Genomic DNA, 16,895 nt, shown 5'->3' on the forward strand with positions numbered 1-16,895 from the left:
AGCGGACACGCATGGCATCGGCGGAAGCTCGCCGCCGGCAGTCGCGCCTATTGGGCGGTTAGAAGTTGTTGTCTTTCCGGACTTGAGGGCTGCGTTTCCGCTGGTCGGGCGTAGGGCCGGAGGTCCCGTGGGAGTAGTGGCCTGTCGTGCTGTCGCTCCCGGGAGGTCGTGGATGCCGTCGGTGGCTGGTCTGTTGGAACAGCGTGAGCTGGGTGCCCGCCGTCGCGTGGACGAGCTGCGTGAGGAGGCCGACCGTATCCAGGCCGAGTTGGCCGTGGCCGAGCTGGAATGGCAGGAGTGGGTGATCGCCCGCAGGCGGGTCGTTACGGTGCTGGCTTCGGACGGCGGCGATACCGCCAGCACGGAGTTCACTCCGGATGTGCGGGATGCGGCTGCGCCGTCGGCGCCCCGGGATGCGGTGAAGCCGAAGTCGCAGGTGCCCATGTGGCGTGAAGGGCAGCCCTGGTCGGTGCTGTCGGCGGACTACCAGCGCATCCTGCAGGCGGCCGGAGACCGAGCCCGGCTCGGTCAAGGGCCGCTGACCTGCCAGGAGATGGCCGCAGCGTTCGGCATGGACGTGGTGCCGGCGCGGGTGGAGGCACTGCGGTCGAAGGCGAAACGCCTGGTCGCGCGGGGCTGGCTGGCCGAGCCCGCGCCGGGCCGGTTCACCCTCGCGCAGGGTGTGGCCGGGCCAGGCGGCGCGTCATGAGCAAGATCATCGACCAGTAGACCATCGCCTCGGCGCTGGCGGTGCGGCGCTCGAAGTCGCGCACCAGGCGACGGGTGCGCATCAGGTGGGCGAAGAACCGCTCGACGATCCACCGCTTGGGCAGCACCACGAACCCCTTCTGGTCGTCGCTGCGTCTGACGATCGCCAGGACCAGCGCGAGCGTGGCCAGGCAGTACTCGACGAGGCTGCCGGTGTAGCCGCCATCAGCCCAGACCAGGGCCAACCGATGGTGCGCGTCCGCGACTTGGTGCAGCAGGACCCGGGCGGCGGCGCGGTCGCCGGTGTCCGCAGCGGTGACCATCACCCCCAGCAGCAGGCCGAGCGTGTCGACCACGACGTGCCGCTTGCGCCCGTTGATCAGCTTGCCGCCGTCGAACCCGCGGCTGTCAGAGCCGACGACGGCGTCCGCCTTGACCGACTGCGAGTCGATCACACCGGCCGTCGGCTCCGCGTCGCGGCCCAACTTCTCGCGGACCTTGGCGCGCAGCCGGTCGTGGAACTCCTTGACCATGCCGTGGTCGCGCCAGCGGCGGAAGAACGCATACACCCGGTCCCACGGCGGGAAGTCGGCCGGCATCGCCCGCCACTTGATGCCATTGTCGACCAGGTAGCGGATCGCATCGAGTATCGCCCGGTGGCAGTACGCCTCCGGCTGCCCTCCCCGTCCGCGCATCCAGCCAGGCACCGGCAACAACGGCCGGATGGCCGCCCACTCCGCGTCCGTCATATCCGTCGGATAACGCGGCTGCCTGGACCCGTTGTCGGCGGCGTTTCCGAACCGGTGAGCCAGACAGTCACACTCCAGCATGACTGAACTGGACTGCCCGCCCGTCGACACGGAACACTGCGGCACCAGGGCCTCCTGATGTTGCTCGGTGATTCGACACCAACGAGCTGTTCAGGAGGCCCTGCTCGTATGCGCCGAGCACCCCGCGACCACCCAATCGGGACTCCCGTGCGATCGACAAACCCCAAGATCGGTACGACAACAGCTACTTACACATCGTCAGGCGACCAGCTCGGGAGACCTCATGAGCACTGTCCACGTACGCATCGGAGACCACCGGACCAAGTACCACACTGACGCCGACTGTCCGTCGTTGAACGGGAAGCAGGACACCTACATGGGGCAGGATTCGATGTCGGAGGACAAGGCCAAGGAACAGGGGCTCACAGCCTGCCAGCACTGCAAGAGGTAGCAGTGCGAGCGCCACGGCTGGCCGGTCGTCTTCGCCCAAACTACTGACGGCAGTGAAGGCAGCGTTGATGGCAACGACGACGGACGTCAGCGCCGCTGGGCGGCCCGGCACGGTAGCGACAGGGTGCCGCCGGGCCCTCCGAATAAGGTGTGCCCGCATCTTCTAAGCGCCTGGTCTCACAGCGCGTGCCACAGCCGTGCCAGATAGAGCGGTCAACCACGGTCAACAGCGGCTCGCATCAGCTGAGATGTGCCGGTGACCTGCGAGCTCTTCAGAGCTGGGGTGACCTGCGCACCAGGGTCCTTCCTCATCCCCGCCCCTACAAGGCCGCGGTGTCCGGTCTGCAGCTGGGGCCCACGTAGTCAGCCAGTAGCCTGCGGCCAACAGCCCGCCGACCTTGGAGGCTCCGTGGCCCATGCTGCTCTCACCGAACCGGATCGGCTGTGGTCGGCGCAGGAGGTCTTGTTGCGTCCCAGCCCGGTGCCGGCGGCGGCCGGGGTCTACGGGTGGTACTTCGAGAAGGCTCCCTGTGCAGACCTCGCTGCCGGGCGCCTGCTCTACGTCAGGATAGCCCCGCGGTACATGGCGAACCGGACCAGCACGCAGAATCTCCGCAAGCGCGTGCGGTATCACTACCGGGGCAATGCGGCCGGATCGACGCTTCGCCTCACGCTCGGTTGCCTGCTCGGGCTTGAGTTGCGCCGCGTAGGCAGCGGGAAGCGCATGACCTTCGGCAAGGCCGGGAGGCCTCCCTCAGTCAGTGGATGGCGGAGAACGCCCGAGTGTGCTGGATCGAGCAAGCCGAACCGTGGACCATGGAGTCGGAGCTCATCTCTCAACTCGACCTGCCTCTGAACCTCGACCAGAACCGGCACAACCCGTTCCACGGCCGTCTCAAGGAGCTGAGACCCCAAGCCCGCCAGCGAGCACGGGAGTTGGCCGTCAGTGCATAGCCCGTCAGGCTGACATCACCTGTTGACATCAACGGCGGCGAACGATGGTGCACCGAAGCGACCACAGCCGGATCAGCGAGCGACCAGAGGGCCCCGTTCCTGCACGCCGCACCGCGCTGCCAGCGAACTTACAAGGCGGATGTCGGCGGTTCGAAACCGTCCGCGCCCACCAGTCTCAGGACCCGATCAAGGCCCAGGTCAACCGGTGCGAAGCCGGGGACCTGGGCCTTGATCTTTCTCGGCGGCTTGTCGGCGCCGTGCCACTTACGTGCCAGATGGGCCGCGCGGGGCCGCTTCACCTTCCTGATCTGACCGTCGACGTAGTCGGCGTTCTGGTGGTCACGGCCGTTGACGAGGTGCTGATAGATCAGCGCTGCTCGCACCGACGAGTCGCCCATGCGGTGCATCAGCTCGCGGGTGGTGGCGCCACCGGTCGCGGCGAGGGTGTTCCCGGTGTGCCGGAGGTCGTGGAAGTGGACGTCACCGAGGCCGGTCGCGTCGAGCGCCCGGAGCCAGATCCGCCGGAAGTTGTTCCGCCCCAGAACACCACCGCGGGCGCCGACGAAGACGAGGCCGGTTCGGCCCGCAGCGGCGTGCTCGGGCAGGTGGTGAGCCAGCTCCGGGATGAGCGAGGCCGGGAACGCCACGGTGCGGACACCGGCCGCGCTCTTGGGTGCCTTCACCGTGAGGCCGTCGGTGCACGTCCCGGCGTAGGAACGGCGGACGGACACCGTTCGGGCCTCCAGGTCGATGTCCAGGCGCTGGAGAGCGGCCAGCTCACCGAAGCGGAGCGCCGTGAACGCGGCCAGGAGGACCAGGACGCGGCAGTGAGGCGGAACGGCGTCGGCGAGCCGGTAGAACTCGGGCACGGAGAGGAACGGCCGCTCGGTGTGAGTGACCGCCCCAGCACCCTTGATCCGGCACGGGTTGCGCTGGATCAGCCCGTCGTCCACGGCCGTGTTCATGATGGCGCGGAGGACCTGATACGCCTTGGCAACGGTGGCCACGCCGACACCCGCGTCCAGGAGGTCGGTTACGCCGACGCCGTACCTGCGGCGTGGTGATCTCTCGCAGGGGGACCGCGCGGAACGTCGGCAGGATGTGCAGGTTGAGCACGCCCGCGTTGCGTTCCCGGGTGGTGGCCGCGTAGTCGCGATCTTTGAACCAGGACTCTGCGAAGTCGCCAAAAGCCATCTTGACGTCGGGGTTCTGCCAGTTGCCATCGAGGATCTCGGTGTCGGTCGCAGGGATCACCGTTCGTGGAGACGGCAGGACCCTTGCTATCCGCAGGGCGGACAACGGCACTTGGGAGGCACCCGGCGGTGTCACGCAGGGCGCTTCCACTAGCTCGTCCGAGAATCCGTCCTAACCACTGACTGCAGAATCGAGCGGTACAGGTCGGGCCGACGGTCGGCGAACACGTCATTGCGGGCGCTGAGGCGCTTGTCCCTGGCGTCACCGAGCTTGCACTTGGCGATCACCATGCCTTCTTCGTAAGTAGGCAGGGGGCCGGCAGCCGGGTGGCCGTCGGGGTCTGCAATCACCGACCCGCCGGTCCAGGACACGCCGCGCTCGACTCCAGTGCGGTCGCATGCGGCGACGAACATGCGGTTGACCGCTGCGTTCGCCTGCACGCGCACTACCTCGGCCGGGCGCTCGCCTTCGGGGCGCGGAAACAGTGGCCAGTTCACCGGGGCGCAGAGCAGGTCGGCGCCGCGCAGGGCGACGGTACGGACCCACTCCGGGAATTCCAAGTCGTAGCAGACCAGCACGCCGATCCGCCCCACTGCCGTGTCTACGACGGGCGGTAGCTCCGCGCCGGGCTCGAAGATGGTCTTCTCGGCATCCCACAGGTGGGCCTTGCGGTAGAGGGCGCGTACGCCGTCGGCGTCGACGAGGACGGCCGAATTATGCAGGCGCCCCCCCTCGTCACGCTCGCAGATCCCGCCGACCACAATCAGGTCGTGCCGACGCGCCATCTCGGTCCAGCCGGTGACGGTGGGACCGTCGAACGGTTCGGCGAGCTCCGACGCCTCCGCCGTGTCGCGGAACACGTAGCCGCTGTTGGCAAGTTCAGGCAGCACTACGACCTTTGCCCCGGCCGCGGCAGCGCCTTTGATCGCTTGCTGCGCGGCAGCACGGTTGCCGTCCAGGTCGCCGACGGAGAGAGCGAGCTGGCAGCAGGCGACGGGAGTGACAACACCGGAGGGTACCGCGCTCATGTCACACCCCGGCCGGGGCTGCAGGGGCATGGTCGTCATTCAGCTCATGCTCACTGGCGGCTACGGCTGCTTTCTCGGCGCGCATGTCCAGACCACGGCTGAGCACGTAGTACAGCAGGCCTGCCACCGCGAGGCCCACAACGAAGGAGACATCGGCGCCGCCCAGAGCCTTGGTGACCGGGCCGGTGTAGAAGGAGGTGGCGAAGAAGGGGACCATCGCGGTCAGGCCGACGGTGTAGGCCGTCAGGCCACGCCAGGACCAGCGCCCGTAGATGCCCCGCGGGTCGAAGATAGCGGTGATGGCGTAGTGACCTCGCCGCACGAAGTAGAAGTCCACGAGGTTGACCGCGGTCCACGGGATCAGGAAGTACAGCATCAGCAGCACGAAGTTGTTGAAGCTGCCGAGATAGTCCGCTGGTAGAGCCAGGGCCACCCCGAAAACCACCAGTTCGATGGCCACAATGCCGGCGACCCGGGCACGGATAGTCGGCTTCACCTTCTTGAAGGCGTCCACCGCGCTGGTGGTGGTGAGCATCGCTCCGTAAGCGTTGACGGCCATGATGGTGATCAGTGCCAGAGACGAGATGACGACCGTGAAGGTGCCGAATCCGGGCAGGATGTCGTTGCCGACTTGGCGAATGCCGGCGATCACGTCCGGGTCGGGTAGTGCCGAGGCGAGCAGGGCGCCAAGCGACATCAGCCAAACGGCAGAGCCCGCCGCTCCCGCGTAGGTCCACCAGATGACCTTCTTGGCGGAGACGTTCGCCGGAAGGTAGCGGGAGTAGTCGGAGACATACACCGCGTAGCTGATCTGGTAGCCGGCAGCGGCGGAGAAGACCACCAGGAATGCCGTCCAGGAGCTGCCGCCATTGGCGGCATGCGGCGTATTGGTGTCCAGGTTCACCAGCGCGCCGACCGTCAGGATGCCGAACACCACGATGAGCAGGTAGGTCAGCCAGCGCTGCACCAGGTGCAGGAGGTCGTAGCCGACCACCGCCAGAACTATGGCCAGGCCAATGAGGATTGCGTACCACAGCGTCGTGCCACCCGGCAGTACGGTCTGCAGACCTTGCGTGGCCAGCACGACGTTGAACACGTTGAAGCCGATGTAAACGAACACCACAGCGGTGAAGGGCACGATCGCACCACGGATGCCGAACTGTGCCCGGGACTGGATCATCTGCGGCAGACCCATCCGCGGGCCTTGGTTGGCATGGAACGCCATGAAGAAGGTGCCAAAGCCGGCACCGAGGACGACAGCCGCGATCGACCAGCCCAGGCTCAGCCCAAGGGCCGGGCCGATGAAACCAGTGACCATCGTGGTGAGCACGAAGTTGCCCGTGAACCAGAACGGCCCCTGGTGCCACACTTTGCCGTGCCGCTCACGCGCCGGCACGTAGTCGATGGAGCGTACTTCGATCATCCCGGAGCCAGATGCGGACTTTGCGTCGTCCATGGGTCCTCCTCAGAAGGCAGGCGGCCGGATATGCAGTGTATGTGGTTGAAAAATGTACGACGATCGACTCCAGGGCGAATCTGCTGGGAAGGGCATGGACACTATGTCCATGCCCTTCCGCATCGTCGACCTACTCGACCTGCCTGACCTCCGCCTCTCGGTTGCGGCCGCCCGGGATCGTCTGGATCGCCCCATCGAGGCCGCTCACGTCTCAGAACTGCTCCGCCCCGGGGCCTGGCTCCAAGGCGGTGAGCTCCTCATGACCGTTGGACTGCTGCTACCCATGGACCGCAGTGCGTGTCGGGCCTACGTTCATGATGTTGATGCAGGTGGAGCCAGCTGCCTGGTGCTCGGACTCGGACACGAGCTGCCCTACCAAGAGGCCCCGGCGCCGTTGGTCGAAGCCGCCCAGGAGGCAGGGCTTCCGCTGCTCACCGTGCCTCATGAGGTCCCGTTCATCGCGATCACCAAGGCCGTGTTCGCTGCCCGGGCAGCTGAACAGCGTCTCGCCCTGGAGCGCGCATACGAGGCTCAGCGTCGACTGACTGCCGCCGCTGCGTCGGGCCGCGGACTGACGGCCACCTTGGAGGCGTGGGCGCAGGCCACCGGTGTGGGCGCGGCAGTCACCGATCCGTTGGGCCGGATCATCGCCTCGGTGGGGCGGGGCACCGAAGCTGCGCTGGAGGCCAGCGGAGACCTGATCCAGCGGGTCGCTGTCCGGGGTCTGCTCGGCAGCGGAACCAGCATCGTCCACAGCGCGCACGTGGAGGTGCAGCCTCTCGGTGCCCAGCGCCTGCGCGGCCTGCTGATGCTGACCGGCGAAATGGACCCGGCCACGCGCCTGCTCGCCTCGGGGCTGGTCTCTCTCCTGTCACTGGAGCTGGAACGGCGGCACCTGGCGGACGAGCCTGGTCGCAGGCGTCGCTGCGCCCTCCTCGGGCAGCTCCTGACCGAAGGTACGACGGCCGAGCAGGTCCGCGATCTCCTCGCTGCGGCCGGCCTCGTCACCGACGCCGTGCGCGGCATCGCCATTGAGCCCACAGCCGACGCGGATGATGTGGTGGCAGATTTGGCGCTCGCCGTGCCGGGTGGCCTGGCCCGGGTCACGGGCGGCGTGGTCGAAGCCGTCGTCGGCGGCGATCTGGACGTACTGGAAGTCCTCAACCGGTTTGCTCCGGGCTTCCCGACAGGTATCGGACCCTCCGTCCCGCCGGAGTCGGCTGCCTCCTCACTTCGACAAGCCCGGGGCCTGCTGGGAATAAGCCGAATCGCGGGGCGTCCGGTGGAAGCGCAGGCGAACAGGTCCGGACAGCTGCTGCTGGAGCTCGGCAACCGCTTTGTGCTCAGCGGATACGCGGACGCCGTGCTCGGGGCACTCGACGATGCCGATCCGTCCGGCGACCTGGTGGCCACGCTTGCGACCTGGTTGGACACCGCCGGCTCCTGGGACGAGACGAGCCGGCGACTCGGTGTCCACCGGCACACCGTCCGCAACCGCCTCGACAAGGTCATGCGAGTCACTGGCCGACGTCTCGACGACGGTGACGACCGTTTCGATCTCTGGCTGGCAATCAGGGGGAGGCAAGCCGCGCAGCACACGCCCACCTCTCCCGGTGCAGCGCCTAAGCAGCCGATACCGCCCACGTGAGGAAGAAAAGAAGGGGCTGGAGTGACCCCCGACATCCCGACACCTGGACGCTGGATGTTTCGTCATCCAGGGGAAGTGATCCTTGGTGACAAAGCGGAAGAATTACCCCGAAGAGTTCAAGCGGGACGCGGTGGATCGCGATCGAAGCCGACCTGTACCCCGTCTGGCCGTCGCGATGCGCTTGCCCACATGTATGGATTCGGGCATACAAGCTCCGATCGGGGCGTCCACTCGAACCGTATCCGCACGGTGACGTGCGGGATGTGCGAACGGCCCCGCCGTAACTCGGAGGTGGTGCTGCCTCGTTGAGGTCAGTCATCGATGATCGTGGTGAGCTGGGTGAGACTGTCGATTCGCCAGTCCGCGACCGCCACCACTTCTGGGTCATCAGCCCATAGGTGTCCCCAGGGGCCGCGACGGATGTGAGCTGTTCGCAGCCCTGCTGCTTTCGCTGGGAAGAGGTCGTTGGCCGGATGGTCGCCGACGTACACGGTTTCTCGGGGGGCGGCATGCGCCACGTCCATCACCCGCTCGAAGAACTCGGGGTGCGGCTTGGCGACTCCCCACTCGCCGGAGGTGGCAATGAGGTCCGCGGGCAGGCCCAGGGCGCGCAGGAGCCCGCCGACGCGGGACGTCTGGTTTCCGGCGATGACGACGCGGATGCCGAGCTCGCGGAGCCTGGACAGCGCCGGAAAGACGTCGTCGTACAAGTCTCTTTCGTCGAGGACCTCACCATGGCCTGCGGCTTCCCTTGCGCGGTACTCGGCGGCGACGTCGATGCCCGGACGGGCCAGGCGCAACGCGTCCGCGTTGTCGCGCCCCTGGGCAACGACCGCGCCGACGAGCGCGGAGAGGGTGTGGCGGGGAACGCCGAGCCAGTCGGCCCAGGAACCCCAGTAGCGGTCGTCCCGGGTGATCGTCTCGCCGACGTCGAACACGATGGTCTCCATCACGCCGCGGAGCCTACGGCGTCACCGGCATTCCCTCGCTGCCAGTCTCCGCCCCGGCTGGCCGCGCCCGGCGGCGCGCTACGTGCTGCGGGCAGGGAACTGCGTGACAACGCCGTCGCTCAGCAGGTGTCTGGCCGTGCCACATCTGGCGGTCAAGCACGGACAACATCGGCTCGCAGCAGTCGACGCGCCTCGCTGAGCTGGGCCCCCTCCGATCCCGGAGTGACCTGCCTGCCTTCGTTGCCTCGCACGTCCGCCCTTACAAGGCGGTTGTCGGCGGTTCGAAACCGTCCGCGCGCACCAGTCTCAGGACGCGAACAAGGCCCAGGTCAACCGGTGCGAACCGGGAGACCTGGGCCTTGGTCTTTCCCACCTGCTCGGCGGCGCCGTAGATTGTCGAGTTATTCAGGGTGCTTACAAATGGCGCGTCACGGATATCAGCTCACGGGCGAATGGGAGTCGCCGTACGGCAGGAGCGGCTGCGGGTGGGATGAGCGAGTTCTTCCGCACCAGGTGACGCGGTTTTACGTGTACGCAGGCTGGCGATAATAATTCGATTTTAATTCTGATGGCTGTCGAATTTCTGCCGAGATCGGCTCAATGAGTGGCTTTCTCGGACCGGACCGGCGTGCTGCGGCAACGTTCCGAACCAGCCCTGTATCTCTTCAACGTCACGCGAGGCGATGGAAGGCTGGCGACAATGGTTGAGCGAAGGAAATTCCTCATGGCCGGTGCCATGGGGGGTGCGGCCATGCTTCCACAGGGTGGTCTGGGAGCGCAGGCGTATGCGGCGCCGACTCGCGGGGCAGTGTGTCCGGACATCCCGCTCACGCACACCCCTCCGCTGAAGAAGTATGTCGACCCGCTCCCCATCCCGTCGACAGCCGTCTCGGATCCTTCCGTTTATCCGGGCGCCGACTACTACGAGATCACGATGCGGCAGGGCTCGTGGCGCTTCCACCGGGATCTCGGGCCGGCCACCGTGTGGGGTTACTGGGCCAATAACCCGCACGATCCTGACAAGCCGACCGGCATGGGCTATCTCGGCCCGACCATCAGCGTAAACACGAACCACCCGACGGTCGTCAAATACCGCAATGAACTGCCGACCACGCACCTGTTCCAGTTCGTGATCGACGCCATTCGCAGCGGGTGCGAAGAGCTCACCCCGACCCCTCCGCCTCCATACAAGGCCGTCCTGCCTTTTCCCTCGAATGTCAACGTGTGGAACGTCGTACACCAGCACGGCGGTTTCACAGCGCCACAGTCCGACGGCATGCCGATGCAGTCGTTCAGCCCGGACGGCATCCACGCCGAGCACTACACCACCCTGGAACCGGGCCTGGTCAAACGCAACGAAGCGATCTACGGCTACACCAACCATGAGCGTTCGTGCATGCTCTGGTATCACGATCACGGCATGGGGATGACCAGCACCAACGTCTATGCGGGCCTTGCCGGTCTCTGGCTCGTTCGTGACCCCGCCGACGAGCGTCTCGGGCTGCCGCGAGGCGAATTCGAGGTCCCCCTCATCTTGCAGGACCGGACCTTCCACGCGGACGGCTCGCTCGCCTACACCATGACCTTGAGGGAAGGCGAGGACACCCCGGTCGTCAACGGGAAGGTGTTCCCTTACCTGGCCGTCGAGCGGCGACGCTATCGGCTGCGCTTTCTCAACGCTTCGAACGAGCGTTTCTGGCGGCTGAGGTTCGAGGCTTGGCCCAGGGATACCCTGCCCCAGGTCAATCTGCCGTTCTGGCTGATCGGCACCGACGGCGGCTTCCGTCCTCCGTTGCAAATGCTGAACTTCCTGATCTCGCCGGCCGAGCGGTACGACCTGATCGTCGACTTCAGTCAGGTGCCCATGGGCACGAATGTCAGATTGACGAACTACCACGCGCCGGTCCACTACCCCGGCATGCCGGGCGAGGGGCCGGAAATCCGGGAAATCATGGAGTTCCGGGTCACCAAACCATTGTCCGGAGGCGCGGACAGGACGAGGTCTCCCAAGGAACTCAGGCTGCCGACGGTCGCACCTGTCAAGCCGAAACCGAACACCCGGCGGCGGCAATGGGTCGTGTACCAGCACAAGCTCTTCAGGACCATGACGTTCAACGCGATGCCATTCGAGGCACCGTCCCAGGACTTCATCAAGGATGGCTCGACCGAGATCTGGGAGTACATCAATCCCAACCACGACGCCCACCCGATGCATGTCCACCTCGTCAACTTCCAGGTGTTGAACAGGCAGCCGATCGACGCGGCCAGCTACCAGGAGGATTACGAAAAGTGGATTGACGGTGGCCGCAAACCGAAGGACCTTCCGGTGCTGGCGAACTATTTCACCGGTCCACCGATTCCGCCGGACCCGGACGAAGCACGGTCCAACAAGGATACGTTCAAATCCTATCCGGAGACGGTGACCAGAATCATCATTCAGGAATTCACTCCGCCGACGGGTACGATCGCGTCGATTCCGGGCAGCGGCACCGAACTCCCGGCGACGTACATCCACCACTGCCACATTCTCGAACACGAAGACGACGACCTGATGCGCCCGTGGACGATCGTCGGCCACGGCGACGACGGCGGTGGTGACCACGGGGGCAACGGCGGTGGCGGCCACGGCCATTGACGGGATCGATCGACCGGCGTCAGTGCCGGTCCGCGTCCAAGGAGCCCGGACCGGTACTGACGCCGTGCGCGGCGGACCGAGGGTGCGGTCTCTACTGTGATGGCGGGGCGGCCGACCCACCCACCCGGAACCCGGCCGGACCAACCGGGCGCCAGGAGGTCTACGAGCGCGCGCCCGATACATGTGCCACAGCTCGGCGGCCTGCGCGCAGCGCATCTCGCCGTACCCGCAGTCGGCGCAGCCGACCGAGTGATCCCTGTACGCACGGTAGGCCGTCTGGATCCGGCCATGCGCAGGCGCGCCCTGTGGGCCGCCTACCTCCAAGCTGGAGCCTGAGATCCGGGCCCTCGCGTGTGGGGCGTGGAGCCGGTCCTCGGCCCGTGCGGCGGGCGAGGCACTGCGGACGGGAGGGGCAATCGTCGGCGATGTTCAGCCCAAGTCAGGGAATTTGTGGGCGCTCCACCAGGACGCGACGCTCTCCGGGTGGTTCAGGTCGGCCGTGGTTCCGGACACGCGGCCATCGAACCCTCGGGTGCCTGTGTAGCGGCCCTTCGCGTTTCCGAAGGGCCATGTGACCACGAACCAGATCGCGTTGTCGGTCACCCTGCCCGTCAGACTCCCCGTCCCGCTGGCGTGCCGGGCGAAGCCCGAGATCGCACCGTCCCCGTCCTGATGGGTGACGTTGACTCCGATGCCCTGGCCGTTGCTCTGGTACGCGTCCCACTCGCCTTTGGCGTTGAACAAGACTGCCATGGATCCTCCCCCGAGCGGAGCCCTCTCCTACCGGTCGCTGTTGCGCCTATTTGCCACACTGTCCTGCGGAATGTCGCATGCCGCTAGAGGGTCTTCTTGATCTGTGAGTGGAGGGGCAAGGAGGCCACCTTGCCCAAGGCGAGCAGGACGTGGCGGGTGGGCTGCCAGATCTGTCGGTTCGCGTTTCGGCGCGTGCCGCGGGAAGCTCGTCGGGCGTGAGTAATTCGCTGGTTCCCCCTGCGGCCCGCTGGCCATACTGCCGCCATGGATCCCGTGACGTTGGAGACCGCCCGCCTCCTGCTCAGGCCCTTCACCCCCGCCGATGCGGACGCGGTGTACGCGGCCTGCCAAGACGCGGACATCCAGTACTACACGCCGACACCCACACCCTTCCGGCGCGAGGACGCCGAGAAGTACGTCGTGGAGACCGCGCCGCAGGGCTGGACCACGGACCGCGACTACATCCTCGGTGCCTTCCGTACGGACAATGGGGCCCTGGTCGGCTCCTTCTGTCTGACCAAGCTCTTCCAGGGCGTCTACGAACTCGGCTATTGGGCGGCCAAGGAGCAGCGCGGCCTGGGGTACTCCACAGAGGCCGCGCGGGCGCTGTGTGACTGGGGCTTCACCGTGCTTGCGGCGCACAGGATCGAGTGGTGGGCCATGGCCGGGAACACGGCCTCGCGCGCACTCGCCGAGAAGCTCGGCTTCACGCTTGAGGGAACCCTCCGCAACCGCAGCATGGTCAACGGCGAACCGCACGACTGGTGGGTGGGCGGCCTCCTGAAGCCCTGACGCCGTCCAGTACGTGGAGAGGCCTTCGGGGGGATGATCCCGAAGGCCTCTCGTGGTATTTCCACCGCTTGGCGCTCGTGGTGTTTCCACCGCTCGGCGATGTGGGGCTTCACGTCAGGCATCCCCTTGCTCCCGGGGCTCGTGCGCGTGCTTCAGCCTCATGCGGGCGTCGACCTTCTCCGGGGGTGCGACCTCCGACCAGAAGCGGTGGCAGGTCACGAACACCGCCAGCTCGCGCTCCCGCTGGCGGAGCTTCTCCACCTCGGCCTGTTCGTCGGCGGTCCAGCCGGGCGAGGCGGGGCGCTCCACCTTGCGCCAGCCGCCCGTGTCGCTGAAGCCGTCCAGGGGTTCTACCGACCAGGGGAGTCGTTTCAGCAGGGCCAACAGCTCGGCCCGGACCTGATGCAGCTCCTCCTGACCGGCGAGGAGGTCACTCGGAAAGTCATAGGTCTCTGCCACGCCGCAATGCTACGCCTGTTCGATTTTGGGTGGCGACTCGCTTCAGGGACTTCACGCGAACGGGTGCAGCCCGGAACCGCGACATCCGCCTGGCTAGGCTTGCGCCATGGTGCAGAGCAGCGCGACAGACGTGGGTGACTACCTCGCCGAGGTTCCGGAGGAGCGGAGGGACGCGCTGACCGAGCTGCGGCAGATGTGCCTGGCGGAGCTCAAGGGATTCGGCGAGGTGATGGCGTACGGCATGCCCGCCTATGAGCGTGACGGCACGGCCGAGATCGCCTTCGCCAGCCAGAAGCAGTACATCTCCTTCTACCTCCTGCGCAGCGACGTCCGCGAGGCGTTCGCGGACCGGCTGGCAGGGCAGGACATGGGCAAGGGCTGCCTGCGATTCCGCAAGCCGGAACGTATCGACTTCGAGCTGGTGAGGGACCTGCTCAAGGCGACCGCGGCCGAACCGGGCACGATCTGCTGACCTCCTGCCGCTCGAACACGCTGCGGTCAGCCGTGGCCCACGGGGTGACCCGCGAGGATTCGCCGGCCACCCCGTGAGCCCTGGGTCAGCGACCGGCCCGGGTCAGCGGCCGTCCCAGCCCGCCAGCGCCCGCACCAGCTCACGCGCGACCGGTACGGCCACCCCGTGCCGGTCCGCGGCCCGCAGCAACGCCCCGCCGATCGCGTCCAGCTCGAGCGGGCGGCCCGCCTCGGCGTCGCGCTGCATGGAGGACTTCGTCCCCGGCGGGAAGGCGTCGTAGCGGGCGAGGGCGGCCGCCGGGTCGACGGGGGCGCCGCTCGCGCGGCTGACGGCCGCGGTCTCCTCGACCAGGGCCGTCAACTCCTCGCGGTGGAGCGTGCGTACGTCGCCCAGCGGCAGACCGTAACGGGTCGTCAGCAGAGCGAACGGCGCGAGGAACGACATCTTCGCCCACAGCGTGCGCGCCTCGTCGTCCGTGACGCGGACGCGCGCACCGGCCCCCTCCAGGGCCCCGGCGAGCGCGTCGAGGCGGTCGCGCGGCACGGTGTCGCCGGTCAGGTCGATCTCCGCGAAGGGGCTGCCGTGCTCAATCACTCCCGGCGCGAGGCGAGTTGACTCCACGCGGATCGCCGCGGGTGCCACCTGCTCGGGGCGGTAGCGTTCCCGCAGGGCCGCCGGGTGTTCGACGCCGTTCAGGAACGGTACGACCAGGCCGTCGTCGCCGAGCGCCTTCGCGGGGAGGCGCTCCAGGGCCGCGTCGAGTGCCGTGGCCTTGACCGCGATCAGGCACGCGTCGACGGGTTCGCGCAGTTCGGTGTCCGCCTCCACGCGGGCCGTGAAGTCGCCGAAGGGTCCGCTGCGTACGCTGATGCCGTCCGTGGCCAGCACCCGCACGGTCTCCTCCGCGGCCAGGCAGATCACCCGGTGCCCGGTACGCGCCAGCAGCGCGGCGAGCAGACCGCCGACGCCGCCCGGGCCCAGTACCGCGATGGTCAGGGGCGTAAGTCGCTCTGTCTTCATGTCCGTCGGTCCTCTCATCGGTCGGCCCCGGGAAGGTGGCCGCCTCGGAATGGATCATCGCAGGTGCTCACGCGGGAGCGGCAGACGTACGGAAGCAGGTGATCTCCAACGCCGTCCACGGTAGTCATGTCCTCCACAATCCGTGGAGCGCGCGACGGTATTCCCGACCGGTGATCACCAGGGTTGGCAGACCGGTGCCCACCAGGTAACCCCAACCGGTGTCCGCCAGGATGGCGTACGCGCGACACTGGACGCATGTGCCGCAGCATCAAGACGCTCCGCCCGCCCGCGCTCCCCGAAGAGGCCACCGAGGAGGAGATCCGCGCCGCCGCCCTGCAGTACGTCCGCAAGGTCTCCGGCTTCCGCGCCCCCGCCGCCCACAACCGCGAGGTCTTCGACCAGGCGGTCGAGACGATCGCGGCGGCCACCGCCGAACTGCTGGGCGGCCTGGAGGTCCGCGGCGCGGCGCAGCGCGTCTAGGCCCCTCTATGCGCCGGCGCCCGACCCCCGGGGTCCGGGGCGGCGCATCAGGTAGGCCGCGCCCGCGCCCGCGGCGCACAGCGCCGCGAAGGAGACGCCCGTGGCGAGCCAGGTCGCGCCCAGCCACTGGCCGCCGAAGTAGCCGAGGGCGACGCTGTAGCCGGCCCAGGTCACGCCCGCGAGTATCGACCAGGGCAGGAACTCGCGCACGCGGCGGTGGGCGGCGCCCGCGCCGAGCGAGACGACCGAGCGGCCGGCTGGGGCGAAGCGGGCGATGACGACCAGGGCGCCGCCGCCGCGCGCGAGGGCCACGCCGAGACGTTCCTGCGCGCTGGTGAGGCGGCGGGAGCGGGCGATGGCCCGGTCCAGGCGTTTGCCGCCGCGCCAGGCCAGGTGGTAGGCCACCAGGTCGCCCAGGACGGAGGCCGTGGCCGCGCACAGGGCGAGCACGAGGATGTCGGGTACGGCCTGCGGGACGGCGCTGGTGGCGGAGCCCGCCGCGGCGGCCGTGGCCGCCGCGATGACCAGGACGCCGCTCGGCAGGACCGGCAGGAACACATCGAGAAGGACGGACACGGCCACCGCCGCGTAGATCCATGGGCTGCCCGTCAGCGACCCCATACTCTCCAGCACCGCAACACTCCCCTGAAAATCCCCCGTAGGCACGACCACGCCGCGACGTCGCGGGGAGCGGCAGGGCGGCCTGTAACAGCCATACAGCGTACGCGGCGGGGGTGACAGGAGCTCCACGAGGGGCTCATGTGTCTGTCACATCACGTTCACCGGCCACTGGCTCAGCGCCGTCGGCGTCCGCCGCCGCGTACGGGAGACGAGCGCCGACGTGCGGGCCGTACGGGATACGGGTGCCGACGTGCGGGTCGTACGGGCGATCAGGCCGCGACGGGGTCCGAGGCCGCTTCTCCTCGGTCGCCGAGGCCGTGCGGCCCGCGAACAGCCGGTCGAGGCCGAGCGCACCGGAACCGGTGAAGACGAGCAGGAACATGGCCCAGCAGAACAGCACGGCGGGCTCGCCGCCGTTCTGGATGGGCCACAGGGCCGCGGACTGGTGCACGTCGAAGTACGCGAACGCCATCGAGCCCGACGCGATGAACGCCGCGCCGCGGGG

16 protein-coding genes and 4 pseudogenes are annotated in these 16,895 nt (G+C 67.8%); 9 read left to right on the top strand and 11 right to left on the bottom strand.

Translation table 11 applies throughout. From position 1 onward, the window contains the following. Positions 1 to 172 precede the first annotated feature (172 nt). On the top strand, positions 173 to 709 hold the full coding sequence (locus tag C4B68_RS28045; protein ID WP_104880019.1) for a hypothetical protein: 537 nt from the start codon (positions 173 to 175) through the stop codon (positions 707 to 709). Here C4B68_RS28045 and C4B68_RS28050 read toward each other — a convergent pair. After that, the gene (locus tag C4B68_RS28050) at positions 666 to 1,457 is read right to left on the bottom strand and encodes an IS5 family transposase (RefSeq protein WP_240634497.1); all 792 of its coding nucleotides are present in this window, start codon (positions 1,455 to 1,457) and stop codon (positions 666 to 668) included. The genes C4B68_RS28045 and C4B68_RS28050 overlap by 44 nt on opposite strands. A gap of 304 nt (positions 1,458 to 1,761) precedes the next feature. Between C4B68_RS28050 and C4B68_RS42135 the strand changes: the two genes are divergently transcribed. Beyond that, a complete protein-coding gene (locus C4B68_RS42135) occupies positions 1,762 to 1,929 on the top strand; it encodes a hypothetical protein (RefSeq protein WP_167459181.1) in 168 nt (55 codons plus the stop codon). 582 nt (positions 1,930 to 2,511) lie between these two features. Further along, positions 2,512 to 2,882: pseudogene (locus C4B68_RS44455) on the top strand (GIY-YIG nuclease family protein). 128 nt (positions 2,883 to 3,010) lie between these two features. Here the strand turns inward: C4B68_RS44455 and C4B68_RS28060 are convergent. Together C4B68_RS28060 and C4B68_RS43575 are read right to left on the bottom strand one after the other, a co-directional pair. Further along, positions 3,011 to 3,889 carry a tyrosine-type recombinase/integrase gene (locus C4B68_RS28060; RefSeq protein WP_240634499.1) on the bottom strand — a complete coding sequence of 293 codons (879 nt, stop codon included), beginning with the start codon at positions 3,887 to 3,889 and terminating at the stop codon, positions 3,011 to 3,013. Between the two features lie 85 nt (positions 3,890 to 3,974). Continuing rightward, positions 3,975 to 4,076: pseudogene (locus C4B68_RS43575) on the bottom strand (hypothetical protein); the annotation flags it as partial. Between the two features lie 40 nt (positions 4,077 to 4,116). Here C4B68_RS43575 and C4B68_RS43580 point away from each other — a divergent pair. Next, positions 4,117 to 4,215: pseudogene (locus tag C4B68_RS43580) on the top strand (NUDIX hydrolase); the annotation flags it as partial. Positions 4,216 to 4,225: 10 nt separating this feature from the next. Here C4B68_RS43580 and C4B68_RS28065 read toward each other — a convergent pair. Then, positions 4,226 to 5,104, bottom strand: a complete 879-nt coding sequence (locus C4B68_RS28065; protein WP_099504574.1) for a nitrilase family protein — start codon at positions 5,102 to 5,104, stop codon at positions 4,226 to 4,228. 1 nt (position 5,105) lies between these two features. Continuing rightward, positions 5,106 to 6,560 (bottom strand): purine-cytosine permease family protein, encoded by a 1,455-nt coding sequence (locus tag C4B68_RS28070; protein WP_240634500.1) that lies wholly within the window; start codon positions 6,558 to 6,560, stop codon positions 5,106 to 5,108. A 109-nt stretch (positions 6,561 to 6,669) separates the two neighbouring features. Here C4B68_RS28070 and C4B68_RS28075 point away from each other — a divergent pair, with 109 nt between their 5' ends. Continuing rightward, entirely contained in the window at positions 6,670 to 8,208 is a 1,539-nt protein-coding gene (locus C4B68_RS28075) for a PucR family transcriptional regulator (protein WP_099504576.1), read from the top strand. Positions 8,209 to 8,519: 311 nt separating this feature from the next. Here the strand turns inward: C4B68_RS28075 and C4B68_RS28080 are convergent, their stop codons facing one another. Further along, positions 8,520 to 9,158 (bottom strand): HAD family hydrolase, encoded by a 639-nt coding sequence (locus tag C4B68_RS28080; protein WP_099504486.1) that lies wholly within the window; start codon positions 9,156 to 9,158, stop codon positions 8,520 to 8,522. A 604-nt stretch (positions 9,159 to 9,762) separates the two neighbouring features. On the opposite strand from C4B68_RS28080, the gene C4B68_RS28090 reads away from it, so the two are divergent. Then, a complete protein-coding gene (locus C4B68_RS28090) occupies positions 9,763 to 11,793 on the top strand; it encodes a multicopper oxidase family protein (protein WP_240634501.1) in 2,031 nt (676 codons plus the stop codon). A gap of 429 nt (positions 11,794 to 12,222) precedes the next feature. On the opposite strand, the gene C4B68_RS28095 is transcribed toward C4B68_RS28090, so the two are convergent. Continuing rightward, positions 12,223 to 12,546, bottom strand: a complete 324-nt coding sequence (locus C4B68_RS28095) for a hypothetical protein (protein WP_099504490.1) — start codon at positions 12,544 to 12,546, stop codon at positions 12,223 to 12,225. 264 nt (positions 12,547 to 12,810) lie between these two features. Here C4B68_RS28095 and C4B68_RS28100 point away from each other — a divergent pair, with 264 nt between their 5' ends. Further along, positions 12,811 to 13,338: a GNAT family N-acetyltransferase gene (locus C4B68_RS28100; protein WP_099504492.1), complete on the top strand. Its 528-nt coding sequence runs from the start codon at positions 12,811 to 12,813 to the stop codon at positions 13,336 to 13,338. Between the two features lie 114 nt (positions 13,339 to 13,452). On the opposite strand, the gene C4B68_RS28105 is transcribed toward C4B68_RS28100, so the two are convergent. After that, complete coding sequence (locus C4B68_RS28105; protein WP_099504494.1) at positions 13,453 to 13,797, bottom strand: hypothetical protein; 345 nt, start codon at positions 13,795 to 13,797, stop codon at positions 13,453 to 13,455. 106 nt (positions 13,798 to 13,903) lie between these two features. Between C4B68_RS28105 and C4B68_RS28110 the strand changes: the two genes are divergently transcribed. After that, positions 13,904 to 14,269 carry an iron chaperone gene (locus tag C4B68_RS28110; RefSeq protein ID WP_099504496.1) on the top strand — a complete coding sequence of 122 codons (366 nt, stop codon included), beginning with the start codon at positions 13,904 to 13,906 and terminating at the stop codon, positions 14,267 to 14,269. A 102-nt stretch (positions 14,270 to 14,371) separates the two neighbouring features. Here C4B68_RS28110 and C4B68_RS28115 read toward each other — a convergent pair whose 3' ends face one another. Continuing rightward, positions 14,372 to 15,289 carry a ketopantoate reductase family protein gene (locus C4B68_RS28115; RefSeq protein ID WP_099504497.1) on the bottom strand — a complete coding sequence of 306 codons (918 nt, stop codon included), beginning with the start codon at positions 15,287 to 15,289 and terminating at the stop codon, positions 14,372 to 14,374. Positions 15,290 to 15,544: 255 nt separating this feature from the next. On the opposite strand from C4B68_RS28115, the gene C4B68_RS28120 reads away from it, so the two are divergent. Further along, positions 15,545 to 15,769, top strand: a complete 225-nt coding sequence (locus tag C4B68_RS28120) for a DUF2277 domain-containing protein (RefSeq protein WP_099504498.1) — start codon at positions 15,545 to 15,547, stop codon at positions 15,767 to 15,769. Positions 15,770 to 15,775: 6 nt separating this feature from the next. On the opposite strand, the gene C4B68_RS28125 is transcribed toward C4B68_RS28120, so the two are convergent. Next, positions 15,776 to 16,402: a DedA family protein gene (locus C4B68_RS28125; RefSeq protein WP_167459182.1), complete on the bottom strand. Its 627-nt coding sequence runs from the start codon at positions 16,400 to 16,402 to the stop codon at positions 15,776 to 15,778. 268 nt (positions 16,403 to 16,670) lie between these two features. Next, positions 16,671 to 16,892: pseudogene (locus C4B68_RS28130) on the bottom strand (DoxX family protein); the annotation flags it as partial. Positions 16,893 to 16,895: the final 3 nt, after the last annotated feature.

This window comes from Streptomyces dengpaensis (genome assembly GCF_002946835.1).
Taxonomy (GTDB): Bacteria; Actinomycetota; Actinomycetes; order Streptomycetales; family Streptomycetaceae; genus Streptomyces; species Streptomyces dengpaensis.